Annotated in this window: 11 protein-coding genes; 4 read left to right on the forward strand and 7 right to left on the reverse strand. The window is 33.1% G+C overall.

The window, feature by feature from the left end; translation table 11 throughout:
• The coding region (locus tag ABYI63_RS14240; protein WP_372757207.1) for a hypothetical protein at positions 1–1,299 on the reverse strand (1,299 nt) is incomplete at its 3' end.
• Positions 1,300–1,329: 30 nt separating this feature from the next.
• Entirely contained in the window at positions 1,330–2,823 is a 1,494-nt protein-coding gene (locus ABYI63_RS14245) for an arylsulfatase (RefSeq protein WP_372757208.1), read from the reverse strand.
• Between the two features lie 356 nt (positions 2,824–3,179).
• Between ABYI63_RS14245 and ABYI63_RS14250 the strand changes: the two genes are divergently transcribed.
• The 4 genes from ABYI63_RS14250 to ABYI63_RS14265 all read left to right on the forward strand — a co-directional run bounded on the left by ABYI63_RS14250 (position 3,180) and on the right by ABYI63_RS14265 (position 11,495).
• Positions 3,180–7,316, forward strand: coding sequence for a two-component regulator propeller domain-containing protein (locus ABYI63_RS14250; RefSeq protein ID WP_372757210.1), 4,137 nt, complete (start codon positions 3,180–3,182; stop codon positions 7,314–7,316).
• Positions 7,317–7,421: 105 nt separating this feature from the next.
• Positions 7,422–8,843: a sulfatase gene (locus ABYI63_RS14255; RefSeq protein ID WP_372757212.1), complete on the forward strand. Its 1,422-nt coding sequence runs from the start codon at positions 7,422–7,424 to the stop codon at positions 8,841–8,843.
• 159 nt (positions 8,844–9,002) lie between these two features.
• Positions 9,003–9,953, forward strand: coding sequence for a LamG-like jellyroll fold domain-containing protein (locus ABYI63_RS14260; protein WP_372757214.1), 951 nt, complete (start codon positions 9,003–9,005; stop codon positions 9,951–9,953).
• Between the two features lie 33 nt (positions 9,954–9,986).
• Positions 9,987–11,495, forward strand: coding sequence for a T9SS type A sorting domain-containing protein (locus tag ABYI63_RS14265; RefSeq protein WP_372757216.1), 1,509 nt, complete (start codon positions 9,987–9,989; stop codon positions 11,493–11,495).
• Between the two features lie 248 nt (positions 11,496–11,743).
• On the opposite strand, the gene ABYI63_RS14270 is transcribed toward ABYI63_RS14265, so the two are convergent.
• The 5 genes from ABYI63_RS14270 to ABYI63_RS14290 all read right to left on the reverse strand — a co-directional run bounded on the left by ABYI63_RS14270 (position 11,744) and on the right by ABYI63_RS14290 (position 21,640).
• The gene (locus ABYI63_RS14270; protein ID WP_372757218.1) at positions 11,744–13,906 is read right to left on the reverse strand and encodes a T9SS type A sorting domain-containing protein; all 2,163 of its coding nucleotides are present in this window, start codon (positions 13,904–13,906) and stop codon (positions 11,744–11,746) included.
• A gap of 73 nt (positions 13,907–13,979) precedes the next feature.
• A complete protein-coding gene (locus ABYI63_RS14275; RefSeq protein ID WP_372757220.1) occupies positions 13,980–14,894 on the reverse strand; it encodes a BT_3987 domain-containing protein in 915 nt (304 codons plus the stop codon).
• A gap of 27 nt (positions 14,895–14,921) precedes the next feature.
• On the reverse strand, positions 14,922–16,682 hold the full coding sequence (locus ABYI63_RS14280) for a RagB/SusD family nutrient uptake outer membrane protein (RefSeq protein WP_372757221.1): 1,761 nt from the start codon (positions 16,680–16,682) through the stop codon (positions 14,922–14,924).
• A gap of 12 nt (positions 16,683–16,694) precedes the next feature.
• Positions 16,695–19,757 (reverse strand): SusC/RagA family TonB-linked outer membrane protein, encoded by a 3,063-nt coding sequence (locus ABYI63_RS14285; protein WP_372757223.1) that lies wholly within the window; start codon positions 19,755–19,757, stop codon positions 16,695–16,697.
• 29 nt (positions 19,758–19,786) lie between these two features.
• Positions 19,787–21,640, reverse strand: a complete 1,854-nt coding sequence (locus ABYI63_RS14290) for a RagB/SusD family nutrient uptake outer membrane protein (RefSeq protein WP_372757224.1) — start codon at positions 21,638–21,640, stop codon at positions 19,787–19,789.
• Positions 21,641–21,650 lie beyond the last annotated feature (10 nt).

Consider the following 21,650-nt stretch of genomic DNA (forward strand, 5'->3'; position numbering starts at 1 on the left):
ATTTGCATCATCACCTACCGGATCAATTAGTCTTACAACACCATTAATGGATGCTGTTTCTGTCCATTGTATACTACTTATTTTGCCATCAATTGTAGAACCCTCAAGCTTGAAGGTATACTCATCCCTCAACGTAGAATTCATATTAACAGCATAAACCGTAATCGTCTTATCTTCAATAAAAGCACGCGTTTGCAATTTACCTAATTCTGCAATTTCTTCTCCATCAATATCGGTTATATTAATTGGTCTTGAACCTAAAAGCGGGACAGAAAACGCACGTATTAATTTGCTTCTTAAATTTGAATTACTAAAATCGTAAGCCCACCACATAAACCCTGTCATTCCTACATCAATTTGGTCCCACAATGCACATATAGCTTGCTCAGCCTCATCAAAATCATTAATATCAGCTTTAGAATCCCAATGCGGTTCTGTTGACCAAAACGGACGCGTATCCATTAAATTCAAATCTGTTATTAACTTATCTTTTGGTCTATATTGAGGATAGTAATGTGTGCCATAAATATCCACGGTATCTCCCCATCCATTATCCATTAAGTTTTTAACCCAATTTCTTTTGTTCGGTCCATAATCTTCATAACCAACTAAAAGTGGCATTACAAAACCTCTGGTCACGGCCAAACTGCGCAAACCTGCAATTGTTTGTGCGTATTTTTCAGGTGTAATATTACCTTCATTATACACAAACTCATTATCAATGGCTAAATAATCAATTTGAACACCTTTTGAGTTCATAAATTCAATATAGTCAGCTAAAAGAATTGCGTACTTTTCTGGAATTATACCATTTGAATCCTTAACCCAATCAGGAAAAGACTTTTGCCCTTCTAATTTTTTACTAGCAAAAACAAAAAGTTCTTTAGTCCCTCTTATTTCTTTTGCCAAATCTATAGAAGTTAAGACTTTGCTATACATCTCATCTACAACTACCCCTTCACTAGGATGTGCATTTGCAGGGCCAGTTCCCAAAATAGGAATCCTCAATCCATTAGAATCGTCAATATTGAAAACCTCATCGGCTTCACTAGCTGTTTTAATGTTTTTGATTTCATATTTAACATCATAAAAAAACACATCGATTAATTTTCCTGGATTATTAAAAGTAATAATGCTGTGAATAGTTTTTGGCTGTTCATCAATGGGAACTATAATTGGTTCTGGATCTGGATCTGGCTCAACAATTATAGGATCTACATTTTCACTAGTACTACATGCTAAGATTTGTAACAAAATAGTGCATAACAATACAGGTTTTATTAATGCTTTTTTTATCATTTTATTTTTGATATTTTATTTGAATAAACCTTATTTACTTCCTAGAAATGTTTCTTGACTAAATTTAAATACATCGGAAGGTGTTCTAGCCTTTTTTAAAATAGCTTCCATTTTTGAAACTATTTCGGGAAATTGCGCTGCAATATTATTTTTTTCTCCTATGTCTTTAGTTAAATCGTAAAGTTCTATTGGAGCTTTAGGGTTTTTAAGAACATTATATTTTACAGCCTTCCAGTTCCCCATTCTAATGGCCTGACGACCTCCCTTTTCGTGAAATTCCCAATATAAGTACTCATGTTCCCTTTGATTTTTTGAATCTCCTAAAATCTCAGGTAGAAATGAAATACCATCAATATTAGTTGGTTTATCTACCTTTATAATATCTGCAAACGTTGGAAAAACGTCCCAAAATGCAGATACATGATCCGATTTGCTTCCCTCTTTAACTTTTCCAGGCCATTTTAGAATCATAGGTACACGAATACCTCCTTCATACAAATCTCGCTTAGTTCCTTTTAAGGAACCACTGCTATTGAAATATTTAGGGTCTGCCCCTCCTTCTGAATGAGGTCCGTTATCCGAAGTAAAAATGATAATCGTGTTATCAGCGATACCAAGCTCTTCTACTTTCTTGATTATCTCTCCCACTTGTTGGTCTAACAAATCAATCATTGCCACAAATGCTGCATGCGATTCATCTTGAGACTGATAAGCCCCATTGTTTAATTCGGCCGCAGAATGCGATCCTTTAAATTTTTTTTCAGGCAAAAACTTGTTTCGATATTTTTTCATGAGCTCTTCTGGAGCAGCCAATTCTGCATGGGGGATAATAGAAGCCACATATGCAAAAAATGGCTTATCCTTATTTTGCTCTATAAACTGGAGCGTTTTATCGTGTATAACACTAGGCGCATAAACAACATTGGCAAAGTTTTTATTCTCTTTTATTACAATAGAATCTTTATTTGACCACAAATGGTTAGGATAATATTTATGCCCTAAACGTTGACAATTATATCCAAAAAAAGTATCAAAACCTTGATTTATAGGATCACCTTCAGATCCTGGGAAACCAAGCCCCCATTTACCAAAAGCTCCTGTAACGTAACCTGCTTTTTTCATAACCTCAGCTATAGTATAAGTAGCGTCAGGTATTGGGTATTGTCCTTCTGGCTGTATTTCCTTATTACCCCTAACCACAGTATGCCCCGTATGCATTCCTGTAAGGAGTGCAGATCGTGATGGCGCACAAACAGTACTGCCGGAATAGTGCTGGGTAAACAACATGCCTTGTGAAGCAAGCTTATCAATATTTGGCGTTGAAAATTTTTGTTGGCCATAACAACTTAAATCACCGTAACCTAAATCATCAGCGAGTATATAAATAATATTAGGCTTACCAACAGGCTTTACGCTTTTGGCAGTCGCCTCCGATTTAACTTGTGGGTTTTTATTTGAAGAATTACACGACAGACATAATACCGTGAACAACGACACAAAAATATTTACAGAAATTTTCATCATTATAAAATATCTAAATTAAAGATGGATTAAAATTTACAACCCATCACAAGTTTCAACTTATATAAATACAACTTATTTATAATGTTCAAATATATCCACAACATGTAAAATATAATTCTCAATTGACACCTAAAAATGTTGCACAATTCATAAAAAACAGCTAATAATCTAAATGCAACATTTTTACTCCTAACTATTAACATTTTTTATCCTTAAAATTTATGTCTAATAAAAAAAAATGGTGAACTTGCTAGTAAATCACTTTAAGGAGAAATATTTCAATAACTTTTTCCAAATACAAATAATATAAAAACTTAAATAAACATATGGTTGCTTTTATTTTATCAAAAAAATCAATGAATTTATTGAAATATAGCTTTATTTTCTTCTTTATATTTTATGGTTTTTCATGCTTCTCTCAGTCCAATAATCCCTTTTTTAATGATTTAAATATTCAAGGCGCTCCTTTTAACCAAAGGGTGAATGTTTTATTTGAAGATAGTATTGGGTTTTTATGGATTGGAACGAATACAGGGTTATACCGATACGATGGAAATAAATTAATACAATACCAAAATGATGTCTTTAACTCCTTTTCCATACCTAACAATAGCATAAATTCCATAATAGAAGACAACAATCAAAACTTATGGATTGGAAGTGAAAGTTTTTTGGTTTGTTACAATAGAAAACAAGACAAATTTAAAGGGTTTTATAAAAACATCACTTCTACTGTGTTATACAAAACCTCTGAAGGTAAAATAATTGCTAATCCGAAAAATACTGGGTTGGTAATAATTGAACCTCATTTAGATTTTAACAAAATAAAGTTAGATTCTCATTTTAATTATCAAGACAATCAAGGAGTGCTAATATTTAATAAACAAATAAACACGTTTATTGAAGATAATTTTAAACGCTTTTGGGTTGGAACTAATAAAGGTTTGTATTTTCTAGACAATAAGGGCAAATATATCCAAACCAACTTCACTAATGAGGTTATCGCAATGAAAAATGCAGGAGATAACGCTATAATAGTTTTAACAAAGAATGACCTTTATAAATTAGGTTATAATAAAACGAATAACAACCTCGAAATACTGGAATCCTATTTAGGAATAATGGATTCATTTGAAAAAGATAGTTCTTTAAGTTGTGTGAGTTTAAGTCCTACTAACAACAATTTATGGATTGGCACAACAAACGGTTTAGTTAAAGCGGTTAGAAATAACAATAAATATCAGTTCAATTATTATTCAAAAGAATCCACAAACACGAATTTAATTAATGATCAAATTAATTCCACTATCTACGATTCTTATGGTAATCTATGGATTGGATCTGCAAAGGGCATCAACAAGTTACTTGGTAGAACATCACTTTTCGACTTTTACAATTTATGCACGCTTAATAAGTTAAAAAATCTAAACACACAAAGCATTTTTTTAATTTCTGAAAGCAACATGCTAATAGGTACCAATAAGGGAATATACAGATACAACCCTAAAACAAATAAATGCGACGAGATTAAAACCAACTTCGCAAACGAGTTCAATTACATTGGTAAAATAGTTAAAAATTACAATAACTCAGAACTTTTAATAAGTAGTAACAACAACTTATTTGAGACATTTAATTACAAACCAAATACAACAAATTTTACACTAAAAAAAATAAAGACTTTTAGCAAAAGAATAACAGATTTAGCCATTATTAGCAATAACGAAACTTGGGTAGGTTTATGGGATGGAGGCATCGATATTGTAAACAATGCATCCGCTCTTTCTGAATTCAAAAAAAGTATCATTCAAAAACTTTCAAACAACCATACGTCTGCCTTTTTAGTAACCAGTGATAATAAATTATGGATTGGCACACGCGGAGAAGGACTATTTAAAGTAGATTTTAACAAGGAATCTTTAGAAGAATTTTTACCTAATAAAGATGGGTTATCATCGAACGCTATTTTAAGCTTACACGAAGACAGCAATAAAAGAATATGGGTTGGCACACGAGGAGGAGGTTTAAACTATTACAATGAAAAATGTAATTGTTTTAAGAATTTTAATAATAGAAGCGGTCTAGCTCCTAATACGGTTGCCGCAATAGAAGAAGATAATAGTGGTAATTTATGGATGAGTACGCATGAAGGCATCACACGGTTGGATATACGAACAGAAAAATTTATACCTTTTGGTATAGAAGACGGAATAAAGGAAATTTATTTCACGTTTAACTCAAGTTCTGCTAATAAAAACAAAAAGAAACTATACTTTGGGAACACCGATGGGTTTTACACTGTGTCTGTAGATAAGTTTTTGCCTAAAGAAAAAGTACCCTCAACGGTTATAACAAGTTTTACTAAGCTTGTTGATTCTAAAAGCTCAACGACTCGACTAGAATTTAATACTCCCAGTAATATCGATTTTAATTCCGACGAACCAACTGTTTTGAATTATGACCAAAACAATATAGTTATAAATTTTTCGTCATTGGATTTAACCACACCAAATAAAAACCAATATGCTTATATGCTAGAAGGGCTAAATGATTATTGGCTATATACTACAGCATCAAATAGAAACGCAAACTACAATGATCTTCCACCTGGCAAGTATACTTTTAAAGTTAAAAGCGCTAACAGTGATGGTGTATGGAATGAAAAACCAACCTTACTTCATTTTACCATTACACCTCCTTTTTGGAAAAGTACTTTGGCCTATTTATTATATGGAATACTTGCATCAATAATTTTATATATAAGCTTTTTATTAATAAAACGATGGTATAAACTTAAAAAAAATTTAGTAAAAGAAACCATAAGTAGGGAAAAAGACAACGAACATAGTAGAATGAAAATGGTTTTCTTCACAGACATTTCACATGAACTCCGCACGCCACTATCCCTAATACTTGGAACCATTGAAAAAGTGGTTAAAGAGAAAGAATTTTTGCTAAGTCCACATACAGCCCAACGCATTTACAATAATACATTACGTATGCACCGACTTATAAATCAAATAATGGATATTCGAAAATTTGATGTTGGAAGATTCAATTTAAGCATATCAAAAAATGACATTGTTAAAGACGTAAACATTATAAAAGATAGCTTTAATGATTTCGCTAAAATTTATGGAATAACATACGAGTTTATCACCAAAGAAGAAAAAGTAAAAGGTTGGTATGATGTTGATATATTAGAAAAAACGCTCTTCAATCTCCTGTCGAATGCTTTTAAATACACTAAAGAAAACGGATGCATTAGTGTTACTTTAGAACTTGCAAATATTAATAATAACAATTTATCTCCTAATTTAGAGTTAGAAAAAAACAAATACATCAAATGTACGGTTAGAGACAATGGTATGGGTATCCCAAAAAAAGATTTACCTTTTATCTTTGACAGATACTATCAAGCTACAAAAACACATAGTAACCAAATACCAGGTACTGGAATTGGTATGGAATTGGTTCAAAAATTAATTGAAAGGCATCATGGTAAAATTATGGTTGAAAGCGAAGAAAATGTTTTTACAGAATTCACTTTCTACCTTCCTATTTACAAAAGCAGATATAGTAAAAATGAGCGCATTAAAACTGGTATGCCGCTAAAAAGAAATTTTATACAGAATTCAGAATACCAGGTTATCGAGGAGGTTTCATCTGAATTTGATGCTGAAATAAATTCTAAAGAAATATCAAAACCAAAAATAATTATCGTAGAAGACAATGAAGATTTAAGGCGTATGGTTAAAGATGAATTGAAAGAAGATTTTTATGTTATTGAAGCTTCAAACGGTAAAGAAGGCTACGATACTATTTTAAAAGAAAAACCTCTTCTTATAGTTAGTGATATTTTAATGCCAATTGAAGATGGTATATCGATGCTTAAACGTATAAAGAAAAACAAGGAAATAAACAATATTCCAATATTTATGCTAACAGCCAAAAATTCTGATGAAACCAAAATCGAGTGTTTAAGTTTAGGTGCCGATGATTACATAGAAAAACCGTTTAGTTTGGAATTTGTAAAATGGAAAGTTAAAAATACACTTATAACAAGAAGTGAACTTAAAGAAAAGTACAGCAAAGTAATTACAGCAGAGCCATCAGATATTGAAATTGATTCAAATGATGAAAAATTCATAAAAAAACTTATTAAAATCATTGAAGATACCATGGATGATAATTTGTTAAGCGTTGAATACCTCGCTTCTGAAGTTGGAATGAGTAGAGCTAATTTATATAGAAAACTCCAAACTATTATCAACGATACTCCCGTTAATTTCATAAAAAAAATCAAACTAAAACGTGCCGCACAGCTACTTAAAAAAAATGACCTTTATATTTCTGAAATTGCATATATGACAGGTTTCAACAATCAAAAATATTTCGGAAAGTGTTTTCAAAAAGAATATAACATGAGTCCTTCGGAATACATTAAAACATATGCAGACATAAAAAATCGTGAGCCTATAAACTTTAGTTAATTGCCTTCCATTTCAAAAAAACTAATCAATTTTATTCAAAAATGGCAACAAACAGATATAATCTTAAAGAAACTAAACCAGTAATTTAGATTCATAAACTGGAATATGAAATTATTTATAACTCTTTGCCTAATTATATGTTTTTACGGGTGTAATACTACTAAAACACAAAATGAAAAATCAAGTAAAAAACCCAATATTATACTTATTAATATCGATGATTTAGGGTGGAAAGACTTAGGCTTTATGGGAAGCACTTATTATGAAACCCCTAACGTTGATAAGTTAGCCAATGAAGGTTTGATATTTATAAATGCGTATGCTGGAGCGGCTAATTGCGCTCCAAGTAGAGCGTGCATGCTTTCAGGTCTCAATACGCCAAAACATGGCATATTTACCGTAAGTCCATCAGACAGAGGAGACACTAAAACCAGAAAACTAATCCCAATTAAAAACACTGACCACCTAAGTGACACAATTTACACTTTGCCACAAATGCTAAAATCTGCAGGATATATTACATCCAGTTTTGGTAAATGGCATGTAGGAAACAATCCAAAAAACCAAGGCATTGATGTTAATATTGGCGGTAGTGGCAAAGGAAACCCTGGTAAAAATGGTTATTTTTCTCCTTACAGCATCGATTTTATTAAAAATGGACCTAAAGGTGAGTACTTAACAGATAGGTTAACAGCAGAGGCCATATCATTTATAAAAAAACATAAAGACACCACATTTTTTGTGTATTTACCATACTATACCGTACATACACCAATTATGGGAAAAGAAGCATTAATAAAAAAATTTGAAAACAAAATAGGTTCAAACGGGCAAGACCGTCCTGATTATGCCGCTATGGTAGCATCCATGGATGAAAATATTGGACGTTTACTAAACACCCTTAAAGAAGTTGGATTAGAAGAAAACACCTTAATAATTTTCACCTCTGATAATGGTGGTATTAAGTCCATTTCTTCCCAAGAACCGCTGCGTGCCGGAAAAGGCTCGTACTACGAAGGGGGTATACGTGTGCCTTTAATTATAAAATGGCCCAAACATATAAAACCTAACACTGTATCTTATAAAACCGTTTCAAATTTAGATTTTTATCCAACTCTTCAAACTATCACAAAACCTTCTAAAACAGCCCCTTTATTAGATGGCATCGATTTAAGTCCTTTATTTAAAAACCAAAATATTGTTCAACGGGATCTATTCTTTCATTTTCCAATTTACCTTCAAAATTACAAAATGGGACATGACCAAAGTAGAGATCCTTTATTTAGAACCAGACCGGGATCAGTAATAATCTCAAAAAACTGGAAATTACATCACTATTTTGAAGATGATGCTATTGAACTTTACAACTTACTTGATGACGTTGGGGAACAAAACAACTTAGTTAAAAATCATCCAGAAAAAGCATTGGAATTATTAAATAAATTGAATGAATGGCGTAAAAAAACAAAAGCTCCAATTCCTCAAAAATTAAATCCTGAATACAACCCTTATTTCAGTAATATATAATAGTAAAATATTTAAACATCATTTTGCTTCTATAATTGTTATTTATAAAAGTTTACGCAACATTTAAACCTCTTTATTGCTACAAAACACACCCTTTCAATTTCTTTATTAGAAGTAGTTTAGTAACATAAAATTATTTACTAATTAATCTTTTTAAAAATGAGACAAAAAATTACTTTCTTAAAAACAACACTTGTTTTAGCAATGTTTATTACAAGCACAACCTTAATGGCTCAAACCCTCGTAGCCCATTACAAATTTGACAACAGCTTGAATGATGAGACCACTACCTATAATTTAGCAGCATCATCAGGTTTTACACCCACTTTTGAAACAGGACATGATGCGACCGCCAATGGTGCCGTATCTGGGTTTACAGCTGCAGACTATTTGGAATCTGCCATAAACTTTGAGATTGATGCAAATGAATCCCGCACCATGGCGGCTTGGATAAAAGTAACAACATTTAGTAATGGAGGACTAGGTGTGGTTGGACTAGGTGCACCATCAACCGGTACCAGATGGACATTTGGCACTCAAGGTGATAAAGCAAGGATAGAAATACAAGGTTCTGGTTTTAACGCTGTGGCTTCTCCTCTAACCACTGGTACTTGGTACCATATTGCTGTTGTTTTTAATAATTCGGACAATTCCGCAAAATTATATGTGAACGGAAGTTATATTGATTATAGAACTTGGACAAATGTTAACACAACACAAACTCTGCTTAGAGTAGGAAACGATTATAATGTTGCTGACCCTGGCCCGCAAACCAGAGGTTTTCAAGGAGCTATTGACGATTTACGTATTTATACAGGTGCAGCAACTGATGCTCAAATACTTAGCCTTTACAACAATGGCACATTGGCAGTAAACAAAGTAAATAAAGAAACTTTTAATGCCTACCCCAATCCTGTAAAAGACCGTTTATATTTTTCAACAAACAAAATAGCGAGCGTTGAAATTTATAATATTTTGGGCTCTAAACTAGCAACTCAAAAAGTTGATAATGGTGTAGACATGAGTTTTTTATCGAAAGGTATATATTTAGTTAAATGCCAAAACAGTGCAGGAGTAAATATAGCTACTGTAAAAGCTATTAAAAAATAACATATCTTGAGTAGTATGCTTATAAAAATCCCAATGAAAAACAGATTATCGTTAATACTGATTCTTTTTGTTGGGATTTCTGCTTTTTCGCAGACCGACATCATCACTATAAACCCAGAACAAGGCAACCAGAGTGTTACTTTTGGAGGCGATGCAAAACTTACCATAAAAGACTGGGCTGAAGGAAACACCAATTCTGTATCCCAAAAATTATTTGGAGACATGAATTTAAAAGTTTTTAGGGTTCCCATATTTGCATTACAACCCATTTCTGATGCTATTTATGATAATGTAATTTCTGTAATAAATTCTGTAAAGGCAATAAATCCAGATGTAAAAATATTTGCAAGTATTGCTAATGGCGATGGTTATGGAAACGATTATCACGGCGCATCAAAATTCCCTTCATCGTGGAGGGGTTGCTGTCCTTATAACGTTTACAGTTTAAATCTTACCACCTATTCTGCATACCTAGATAGTTTTATGGATCGAATGAGTGCTGCTGGTATAACGGTAGATTATTTAGGCCCTTATAATGAAGATCCAGGTGATGATTCTGATTATTTAAAAATCATAGACCAAATGACTAAATTGGGAACTACTAAAATATTTGGACTAGAAAGATGGGGATTGCTAAGCTCTGTAGCTGATGTTGATGATGTGGAAGATAGAACTGATTTTATAGGCTCTCATTTTTATGATGACACAACCATTCCTGAAGCAGATTGGGATGCAACTTGGGCTGCACTTGTAGCAGCTTCAGAAGATCCTGTTTGGTATACTGAATCTACAAGATACAAAACCAATGATGGCATTGATAATCTTGTTGCCGGTATGGATAATATTTTCCCTGCCATTAGAGGTGGTGTAGAAGGCGTTGTTTTTTATCAAGTTTGCAAACGGTTTGTATATGCCAATGGTTCCGCTTTACCTATAAAATATACAGGCTTTCAAAATATTGTAAACAATTCTGAAGGAAAGGTTATTAACTCTACTTCAAACAACTCCAACATTAAAGTTGTTGTTTTTGGAAATGAATCAACCTTAGATGTACATATAATCAATAAAAATCTAACGGACAGCACAGTAGATTTACAACTACTAAATTCTTACTTAGGAACTGGCACGGTGAATAGAAAAATTTGGACTGCTAACAATACTGCTCAACAATCAAATTACACTTTATCAGATAATTCCAATTGGAATATAGATATCCCAGCGAATTCATATTCATACCTAAAAATTCCTTTAAACAAATCTGTTTTAGGTATTAATGAATTGAGTTTAAAAAATAACCAACAGTTTAAAGTAACTCCTAACCCGTCGCATAACGGACATTTTCAAATAAATATTCCAAAAAATAATACCGCAGAGAAAATTACTTTGAAAATATTTACTGTTGATGGAAGGCAGGTTTTTAATGAAACAAGAAAATATGAATCTAAAATTGAATTAAATAACAATCTCCCTTCAGGAATGTATTTAATCTCTGTTTTGGCTGGTAACACGGTGTATAACAGTAAAGTTATAGTTAGTGATTAATAACATATTAATTACTATTTTATTACTTATGCTACCTTAATACTAAAGGGAATTTGCACAACCTATTGAACAGGATTTGAATGCCTTAACAAGTGTATCAAATCCATATAAATGCAGCCTTTATAAATGTATCAACAATGATAAAATTAAATGTTGTAATTTTCTAACAGGAAACTCATTAAAACATATAACGGCTTGGTTTAAATTCCAAGCCGTTTTTGCTTATATAATTTTTTGAAATATAATAGTTACTCTTTTAAAAACTTAAATATATGATTCTTTAACCTAACGATGTATAATCCTGTTGCTATGTTTGAAGTGTTGATAGATTGTCCGTTTGTAATATTTCCCTTCTTAATAACTACCCCTGCCATATTATAAATTGTATAAGGCGAATTAAAAGTGGTTGTTCCATCTATTTTAAAAAACTCTTTAGCCGGATTTGGATACAGTTTTAAAGTGAATCGATCTGTTTTTAATGTGCTAAGAATAGCTGATGGATGTATAGCTACTCTAAAATAATTGATGCTTTTTGGACTCAAATTAACCTGAATAGAAGATTCTCCTAAATTTGAGTTAGTGATAATAGTTTCAAATGGTTCACTTTGTATGGGATTGTCCCAATAGTGTTGCCGCACATTACCATAAATTGTTTCGTTGGTAATTTGTAAATCCATATCATTATAAGTAACATCACCATCATTAATCAGCCATACGGAAACTTCAACATCGTCTCTAAAAACAATTGCCGTAACGTTAGGGGCAAACGCAGTTGTTGCTTTACAATAATTTTTATTTACAGCAGAATTAGCAAAATCTTTCATCACATAATAAGACCGCATTCGGGTTCCGTTCTGCCCATTTTTAAAGTAAACTCCCCGAGTTTCAGAATCGATACCTCTCGACCATATTTCAAAAAACATCTCCCCAGAACTCCCTCCTTCATACATGTGGTATTTTTCGATATAATTATCTATTAATCCTTGTAAATCCGTTGGCTCTATCCCACTTGTTCTTCCTCCTGGGTGATAACCAGATTCATCATTAAAACCTATTTTTCCAGCACTTTGTGATGTATTAACAAAATCATCCCACAAATCTGGAGTATTGCCTAAATTATGAGTGGAAAAAGCATAATATTCATCCAGGTAATTGTTAGACTTTACACTATTTACATAATTAACTGCGGTATTAATTCCCCAACTAGCAGGACCTATAATTTGAGGTACTGGAATTCCTCTTGACTCTAATTCTGATTGCATTTTTAAGTACGTATCGTGTGACCTTTGTACTGTAACAATTTGCCATTCTTTAGCTGTAGCAAGAAAATCGACTGGCACGCCCTGATTATGCATAAACTCAAAATAATCGGCTAAAAATATGCCATACTTATCTGTATTAAAGCTTAGGCTGCCACTGGTACTTATACATTTCCCACCTGAATCCTCTGCGGTACAGGCATAATCATAAATGAATTCTGGTAAATTATTGTGATTACCCATATTATATCCATTGTAATCTGATCGCATGGTTGCTAAAAACTTAATACTTGGATTAATTTCCCTAATCCTTTTCATGGTTAAGACTTGGTTAGCATAAAAGCCCCAATTTTTAGCCCCTTCATATAGTTCCTGATTTTTATCGTAACGAACTCTAAAAAAATTGAAATCGATGTCTTTAATGAACCAATCTAAAATTTCATTTGTATTATTGGCTTTTTGTATAAAATCTGATGAGCGCTCCATATCGCCACCCATTATCTCCACCAACTGTTGTTTTAAATTGTTTATTGATATTGTAGGTTCTGGATTCGTGATAATTGAACCTTTAATTTTTACATTATTAATATTCCAATTAATTGTATTGGTACTTGTACTTCTGGCACATACAAACACCGAGATATAATCAGATGCTCCTGCATAATTGACAGTGCTTCCCGGTATAAATGTTTCGGTAGAATACACATTTGCTGTAAACGGTAAATTAGCTGATGATTCTTCTGTATTTGAATTTATAGGAGTGGTGCCATTAAGTGTACATCCTATACGGAATAGGCTATTTACATGATCTACATCACAAGTTTGATTTACTGAAATATCTGTAACCAATATCCCTGAGCCTGAAGGCGGATAAATGTCAAACCTAATAAATGTATCGGTATAGTTTGTTGCGTTGTTATTAACCACTTGAGCCGTCCAAACACCACCAACAGTATCATTTGTTAAACCAGCGTTAAACAATCGTCTACCGCCTGAAACGGCATCTTCCATTGTAACACCGCTTCCTTGGGTTAAAGTTCCTGATACATTAGAATTAAAATCATACTGTACGACAAATGGTGTTTGGGAAAAACCAGTAATACTTAAAAAAATTATAACTAAAAGTAAAAACCTACTCTGTTTTTTTTTCATAATAAAGAATTTAAAAAAAGCCTATTAAATTGAACATCTAACAGGCTTTTACATTAACTAAAACTAAAACAATTTACCACTCTTCAAAACCTAAATCATATTCTGGTGCTTGACGTAATACCAAGGTATCTTCCACTTCATAATTCTTTCCACCTAACGTATAGCTATAATTTAAAGTAATCGATCTATCTGAATTAACACTTCCTGACCCCACTAAATTAGTAACCCCTGAACTTGGTGAATCTATACTAATTGTATTGTCTGATTCGTTAACATTAATTACAAAATTATGACTTGTATTGGCGCCAATTCCAGATGTTCTTATAGAATTTCTATCAACCGTAGTAAGACTCCAAGTTTGGTTTTTACTAAGATCGCTATTATTATAAATTGTTTGATTTACAACGACACCGGCACCATCTACTTCATTTTGAGTACCCTTATGGTAATAAGTTCCCGAAAATTCACTTATATATTTAACAACCAAAATGGTATAATCTTTAGGTATGTCAAGCACCGTTCCGTCTGAATCAAAGCCCCCTATAGAATCTAAGGAAGAATTTGTAATTCTTAAAGGAAGTGCATAAGTGTTTGCTGTTGACAAAGCATCGTTAGTAAATAATTCCCTATTTAATGTTACCGTAACATCTCCAATAAATTTCCCTGCTGGAATTATCATTTTAGAGCTATTGGTTAAAGTATAGTAACTTTCTGGTAAAAGGGTAAAGACACTTGCACCATCTATTGTAGTAAGTAGAGTTTCATCTATTACAAAATCTGCAAACTCATCTTTGGTGTTCTCTCTTTTACCTGCAAGCGCTACTCCTACTTTAAAAGTCATTTCATCATACGACACAATACTTCTTAATGGTTTTTGTGTAGCAAAATAGACCGTAGTTTTATCAAAATCTTCAACAAAGTCTTCGTACGGTTCGCAGGAATTAAATAATATGCCTATAAAACCTAGTGTTATTAATAATTTTTTCATAGTTATTTGTATCATAGTTTTTAATTATTACCACCCAATATTATTAACCAAATTTGGACTCTTTGCCAATTCGCTATAAGGTAAAGGTGAATAATAATATTTTATATCTGTAAATTTTCTTTCTTCAACCAAAACCTCTTCATAAGTTAAAGAGTCATCGGCATTTTTTGTTATTTTCACACCTCTTACAGTTTCATTTAAAGGCAACACCCACCTTCTTATGTCAAAATATCTGTGATTTTCGAAGGCTAATTCCAAACGTCTTTCATTTAAAATTAATGCTCTAAACGCCTCTTTTCCTAAAGCCGCTACCTCATCTACGTACGTATTGTCACTAATACCTGCTTTGGTTCTTATACTTTTAATAATGCTAACCGCCGTTTGCGTAACCCCATCACCTAAGCCCTCTGGACCATAGGCTTCATTGGCTGCTTCGGCTAAGTTTAAAAATAATTCCGTTTTTCTTAAATAAGGGTTGTAATGTCTTGATGAACTAGGATTGGTTACGTCTTTTAATCCTGGTTGCAAAGAAAGCCATTTTCTAACATAATATCCAGTTCTGGTATTATCTTGATATAAACTTCTTGAGTCCAAACCACCATCATAGATCTCTAAAGTTCTATTATTAAAACTACTTCCATTATAAAGTACATTTAAATATAAACGTGGGTCTCTATTGGCATAAGGGTTGGCGGGGTCATAACCAGATCGCGCATCAGTAATCGGATAACCATTTTGCGTGTAAAATGCATCTACAAGATTTTGAGAAGGACTTGTTCTTGCTGTTCCAAATTCAGCTATTGGGTAATTATTATTTTCTAAACTCGAATTTGTAAAAAAGCTTCTCCAAATAAACTCAGAAGGTGTATCATTACTGGCAAAATCACTTTCTCTAAGGCTTGTAAAAGTACCTATTTGACTTATAGCTGCTTGTGAGTACATAGCTGCAATACGCCATTTATTAATATAAGCTGTTTGGTTAACTACTGAAAATTGCCCCATTGCCGAGATAGCTACAATATTATCAGGCTGATAGGCAGGACTTGCTGCATATATAGATACCCTAGATTTTAATGCCATTGCTGCTTGTTGGTCTGCCCTTCCAACATTGGTGATTCCTGTTGTTGGATTATTTCCTGTATATCTTAACGGAAGGTTTACTATCGCAGAATCTAAGTCTTTCACTATTTGAGCAACACATTCTTCATAAGAATTTCTGGTTACAGACTCTAAATCTTGTGCTTCTTCGTTTGATATAGTGGATAAAACGATTGGATATCCCATGGCGGTTCCATCGGCCGTTTTACCTCCGTAAGCCTGAAGTAATTGAAAACCCCACCAAGCTCTTAAGTAAAAAGCTTCTCCTTTTAGATTTTTTCTTTTTAATTGATCTTCAGATTCGGAAGTTAAATCATATATAACATTGTCTCCTAGTCCATTTTCTAAAAAAATATGAATGTTTCTAAATTGATTATATGCATTACTCCAATCTCCAATTGGGTTATTACTAGGGGTTAGCCCGCCTGCACCAAGTCGATAAATTCCGCTGCCATAATTATTGGTTACCGCATTATCTGTAGCTGCATCCAAGAAATCGCCACCATAACCATCTATAATAGTGTTTGGTAAATTACCATACGCATTTAATAAAAAACCCTCTGTGTTTTCTGGTAATCCAAAAGCGAAGTCTTCATTAAAAGTATTATCTATTTCTGGTTCTAAAGAACAAGAAATACTAAGTGTTGTTAACACCAATGCTAAAAACTTTATATAATTATTTTTCATCATTTTTTTTATTTTTTAAAATCCTAATGTTACACCACCAGTTACAGTTCTAAATAAAGGATAATTATTTACTCCAGAATTTGGAACCTCAGGATCTAAATCTTTTACGTTTGATAGCACGAATAAATTAGTTCCTCTAACATAGAATTTCATGTTTTTAACTGTCCATAAATCGTTAGATAACGTATAACTTAATTCAACATTTTTAAGTCTGAAGAACGAAGCGTTTTCTATCCAAAAAGTTGATGTTTGATTATCGTTAATTGGGGTTAATGTGGTAAGTATTGGTTGCGTGCCATCTGGGTTATTAACAGGATGAAATCTATCTGTTGCTAAAACAGAATATTTACCTTGTCCGCTGTTTCTGTAATATGCATTACTTTTTACCATATCTACTCCCATATTAGAAACCCCAAGCAGTGATAAGCCAAAACCTTTATACTTTGTGTCGAAGCTAAATCCGATACTAGATCTTGGAAAACTATTTCCAATAACTTTTCTATCTTGTTCGTTTATAACACCATCATTATTTAAATCTTCATAAGAAACATTTCCAACCCCATAAGGTCCGAGAGCTTGAAATGGCGCATTATCAACTTCTTGTTGCGTTTTAAATATGCCGTTAGATACATATCCAAAAATAACATCAGAAGGCATCCCTACACTATTTAAATAAGCATCTGGATTATTCACATCATTAGTGGCTCTAACTTCATTTTTAGAGAAAATGAAGTTAGCTCCTAAATTCATTTTAAAATCTCCCAAGGTTTTTATCCAATTAACACTACCATCTATACCTTTATTAAAAACTTCTCCAAGGTTTTGAGGTGTATTTACAGACCCCACAAGTGCTGAATAAATTGATGATGGGCTGTTAAAAATAATACGATCTCTATTTTGTGTAAAATAATTTAACTCAAATTGCAAGGTTTTATTAAAGGCTAGACCTTCTATACCAACATTAAATTCTTCTGATTGTTCCCAAAGTAAATTTGGATTACCAAAATTATCAAAACCTGTTCGTAATTCGCTATTTGAATTTCTCTCACCAAAATTTACCGTACCATTTCGGGAATACCTCGTATCATATAAGTAAAAATCTGTAGCACTATCGTATCCTAAAACCCCGTAACTGGCTTTTAATTTAAGAAAATCAATTGATTTGCTTTTTGATAAAAAATCTTCTTCACTTAATACCCATCCTGCACCAACGGCATGCGATAGCATGAGTTCGTGTTTACTAGAAAACTTATTACTACCCATTAAAGCGTAGGTTAATTCTACATACAATTTATCTTTAAAAACATAATTTGATTTTAAAGCTGCATTGGAGTTTTTAATATGTTGTAATCTATTATTATCTTGATTTAGGAAATAAAAATAAGAAAGGTCTAAATTTAGTTTGTTGTCTTTATTAAAAACCTTTTCGTATTTTATATTAGAAGTCCATCCAAGTGTTCTAGTAATATTACTGCTTCTTTCTGTTCTGTTTCTTTCGATCGTTCTATTTTGTAATTTCACATACGCTAAAGAATCTAACCCATTTTCATCTGCAACGGTTTGGATAGCATAACGAATAGGATTGTTTATTTGATCGGCAGCATGGTATTGGTAGTTATCAAAACTAATATTAGAACTAGCAGATAAGCCTTTTACTAAATTTTTCAAATCCCAATCCAAGCCAAAATCAGTTTGTCCATAAAAAAACACGTATTCTTGAAATCCTCCATAAACCATGTCTCCATATAAGCTTTGTTTGTTTTCGAAAGAACCTCCTAAAGGTGGGATAACTTCATCGCCCAACGATGCGGCTTCTCCGCTAAAATTCGGATCTGAAATAACTAAAGGAAATTCATTAGGTCGTTCAGAGTTAATTTTACCAAAAACTTGGTCTTGACCCAATTTACCCCAATTTCTAGATTCTATAATACCGTTTCCTGCAATGTGCCCTACAAGATTATCGGTTACTTGAAAATCTAAACTTCCTCTAACATTAAATCGATCTTGTTTTACATCTTCACCAATTTTTTCAATACCATCAGTTCCAATATAGCCTAAAAATACACCATATTGAGAATCATCAGTACCTCCAGAATATTCAAAATTTGCCTTTCTAAAAGGACTAGAATCGTTTAAAAAATAAGCGTTATAATCAATGTTTGGATACAATTGATCGTTTACTCCAGTACTGGCTCTATAACCTGCAATGTCTTGAGCAGAGTATAATGGCGCTATACCGTCATTAGCTAATGCTTCGTTGTAAAGGGTTGCATAATCTGCACTGTTTAGATATTCAGCCATTCTGGTGTTCATATTAACCCCATACTCCACAGAAGTTTTAATAACTTGTGTGTTTTTACGACCACGTTTAGTAGTTACCAAAATAACGCCATTAGCAGCACGCGAGCCATATAGAATTTTAGCAGTCGCATCTTTAAGCACTTCTACACTTAAAATTTCTTCTGCATGTAAAAATTCCAGAGGTCTTTCTATACCATCTACAATAGCTATAGCTGTATTTCCTGTTTCTCTACCTAAACCACGTACATATAAGTTAGGAGCATTATTACCCAAACCATTTGTTGTCATATTTGCTACCAATCCAGATAATCTTCCTTGTAAGGCATTATGAAAAACCACTTCTGGTTGAGATTCTAATTCTTCCCCACTAATTTTGCTAACTGCACCTGTTAAAGCGCGTTGTGTAGACTTCGCATTTGCCGGTAGTAAAATAGTGTTTTGGTCTCCTTCGAATAGAGGTGCTGATTGCAAAACGATTTTGTCTCCAATTACATTCGACCCCAACAGCAACACTTTATCATCGTAACCATTGGCACTTATAAGCAAGGTGTTTTTAGCATCTGCGTTTAATGAAAAATTACCTTGTTCATCTGAATAGGTTTGTACCAAACCATCACCTAAAACTATTAAGGCATTTTTAATAGGATTGCCATTGCTATCAACCAAGGTTGACTGTATAGTTACTGAAGGTTTTTTTTGATTTTGCGCATAGCTATTAAGGTTTACTAAGACCAAAATAAAAAACACTGACAATAATTTTATTTTATAGTTCTTCATTGTATTAATTTCTTTAAAACTTTTTATAACTACCATCCTGGATTTTGTTTATAGTTAAACAGGTCTTGTGCATCTGATTGTGATACTGGATACCAATAATTTCTTAAACCAAAAACGCGTTGTTCTGTAGTTAAATCAATATAATCGTATGTAAAGTTTAAAGTACTCTTATCGGCTACACTTCCATGTCCTGCAGGTGGTATTGCTCTTATACCTCGTATGGGTTTGCTAAACACATCTTCAGCAATCATCCATCTTCTTAAGTCATGCCATCTATGGTTTTCCCACATAAGCTCCACAGCACGTTCGTTGCGAATCTTATCTCTAAAAACTTCTTTAGAGGTAGTGAATTCAGTTAAAACATTTGGCATGCCCACTCTATTTCTAATAATATTTATGGCACCCACAGCTGTTAAACCAAATCCTTTAGGGTCTGCATTTGGCCCATAAGCCTCGTTCATTGCTTCTGCGTAATCTAGATATATTTGAGCTACTCTAATATAGATGGCGTTTATTTCGTAGAGTTGATATTGACCCGTAAACGTATTTGCTTCTGGCCATATATATTTCTTAATCATATACCCAGATAAAAGTCTATTTCTGGTATGAGTACTACTAGTTTGTCTTATATAATCCCTTCCATCTACATAAAGTTCTTGATAGATTTTACTTCCATTTCCTTGCACGCCCCACTCTTCACCTGGAACTATCACATTATTATAGAATCTTGGGTCTCTGTTCACAAAAGGGTTTTGAGGGTCGTATCCTGATCGGGCATCATCAATAGCGTAGGCATTCCCGCCATTTAAAACCTCGAACATATCAACTATGTTTTGTGTTGGGTTTGAATATGCCGATGCATCATTACCAGTTCCTCCTGCAAAATACTGCGGAATATAATTACATCTTAATCCTCTGGACTGGCCAGTTCTTCGGTTTGCATTTAACCTATACCAAATAGATTCTGGAGATGCATTAACACCTTGTGTATAAAAAATATTTTTATATTCTGAACCATTCATTAATCTAAAACCAGCACCACCAGAACCTGCATTTATGTACTTAATAACATCATTGGCATATTGTGCTGCACGTTCCGACCATTGTTGACTATAACTTAAATATTGAGTTACTTCCAGGTTGTTTTGCATTAACGGACTCGCAGCGTATAAAGTAGCCATAGATTTTACCGCCATAGCGGCTCCTTTTGTAACTCTACCAAACTCTATATCACCCCAGGTATCTGGTAATAAACTAATTGCCAAATCCAAATCTGTTAAAAGCCATTCTGTACTTTCGGAGTAAGTAAGACGATTTAAATCTGTATCGTCATCGGGCGCGAATGCTTTATCCAAAATTGGCATTCCACCAACTCTTTGAATTACTTGAAAATAGCTCCATGCTCTGAAAAAGTGAGCTTGTCCAAGTAATTGATTCTTTTGGGACACGGTAATATTTGGAACAGCATCATTATTTAGCCTATTAATAACTTTATTAGCTATTCTTATAGAATACACAGCATTTGTAATCGCTGAACCTTGATCAAACTCTGGAGTACCACCCCATCCTAATTCCGGCATATTTTCCGATCTATTGTCCCAAGCACCCGTGTTTAAAACGGTGGCAACATTTCCATTAAAGGGACTACCAGCTTCATCTGAAAGGCAATTTACCGACATTCTATTTAAACCCTGAGGGCGCCAATGGTGCATATCAATAAGCACTTCATAACAATTATCTAAAAAGCCTCTTGTTGACTCATAACTTGAAAAAACATCGTCTTCAGTAAGTCCAAAATCAGGATTTACTTCTAAATAATCTTCACAAGATGACAATCCTACCATAAGTAGCATTACCAATACACTATATATTTTTGTTTTCATTTCCATAATA

This window comes from Mariniflexile sp. (assembly GCF_041583155.1).
GTDB lineage: Bacteria > Bacteroidota > Bacteroidia > Flavobacteriales > Flavobacteriaceae > Mariniflexile.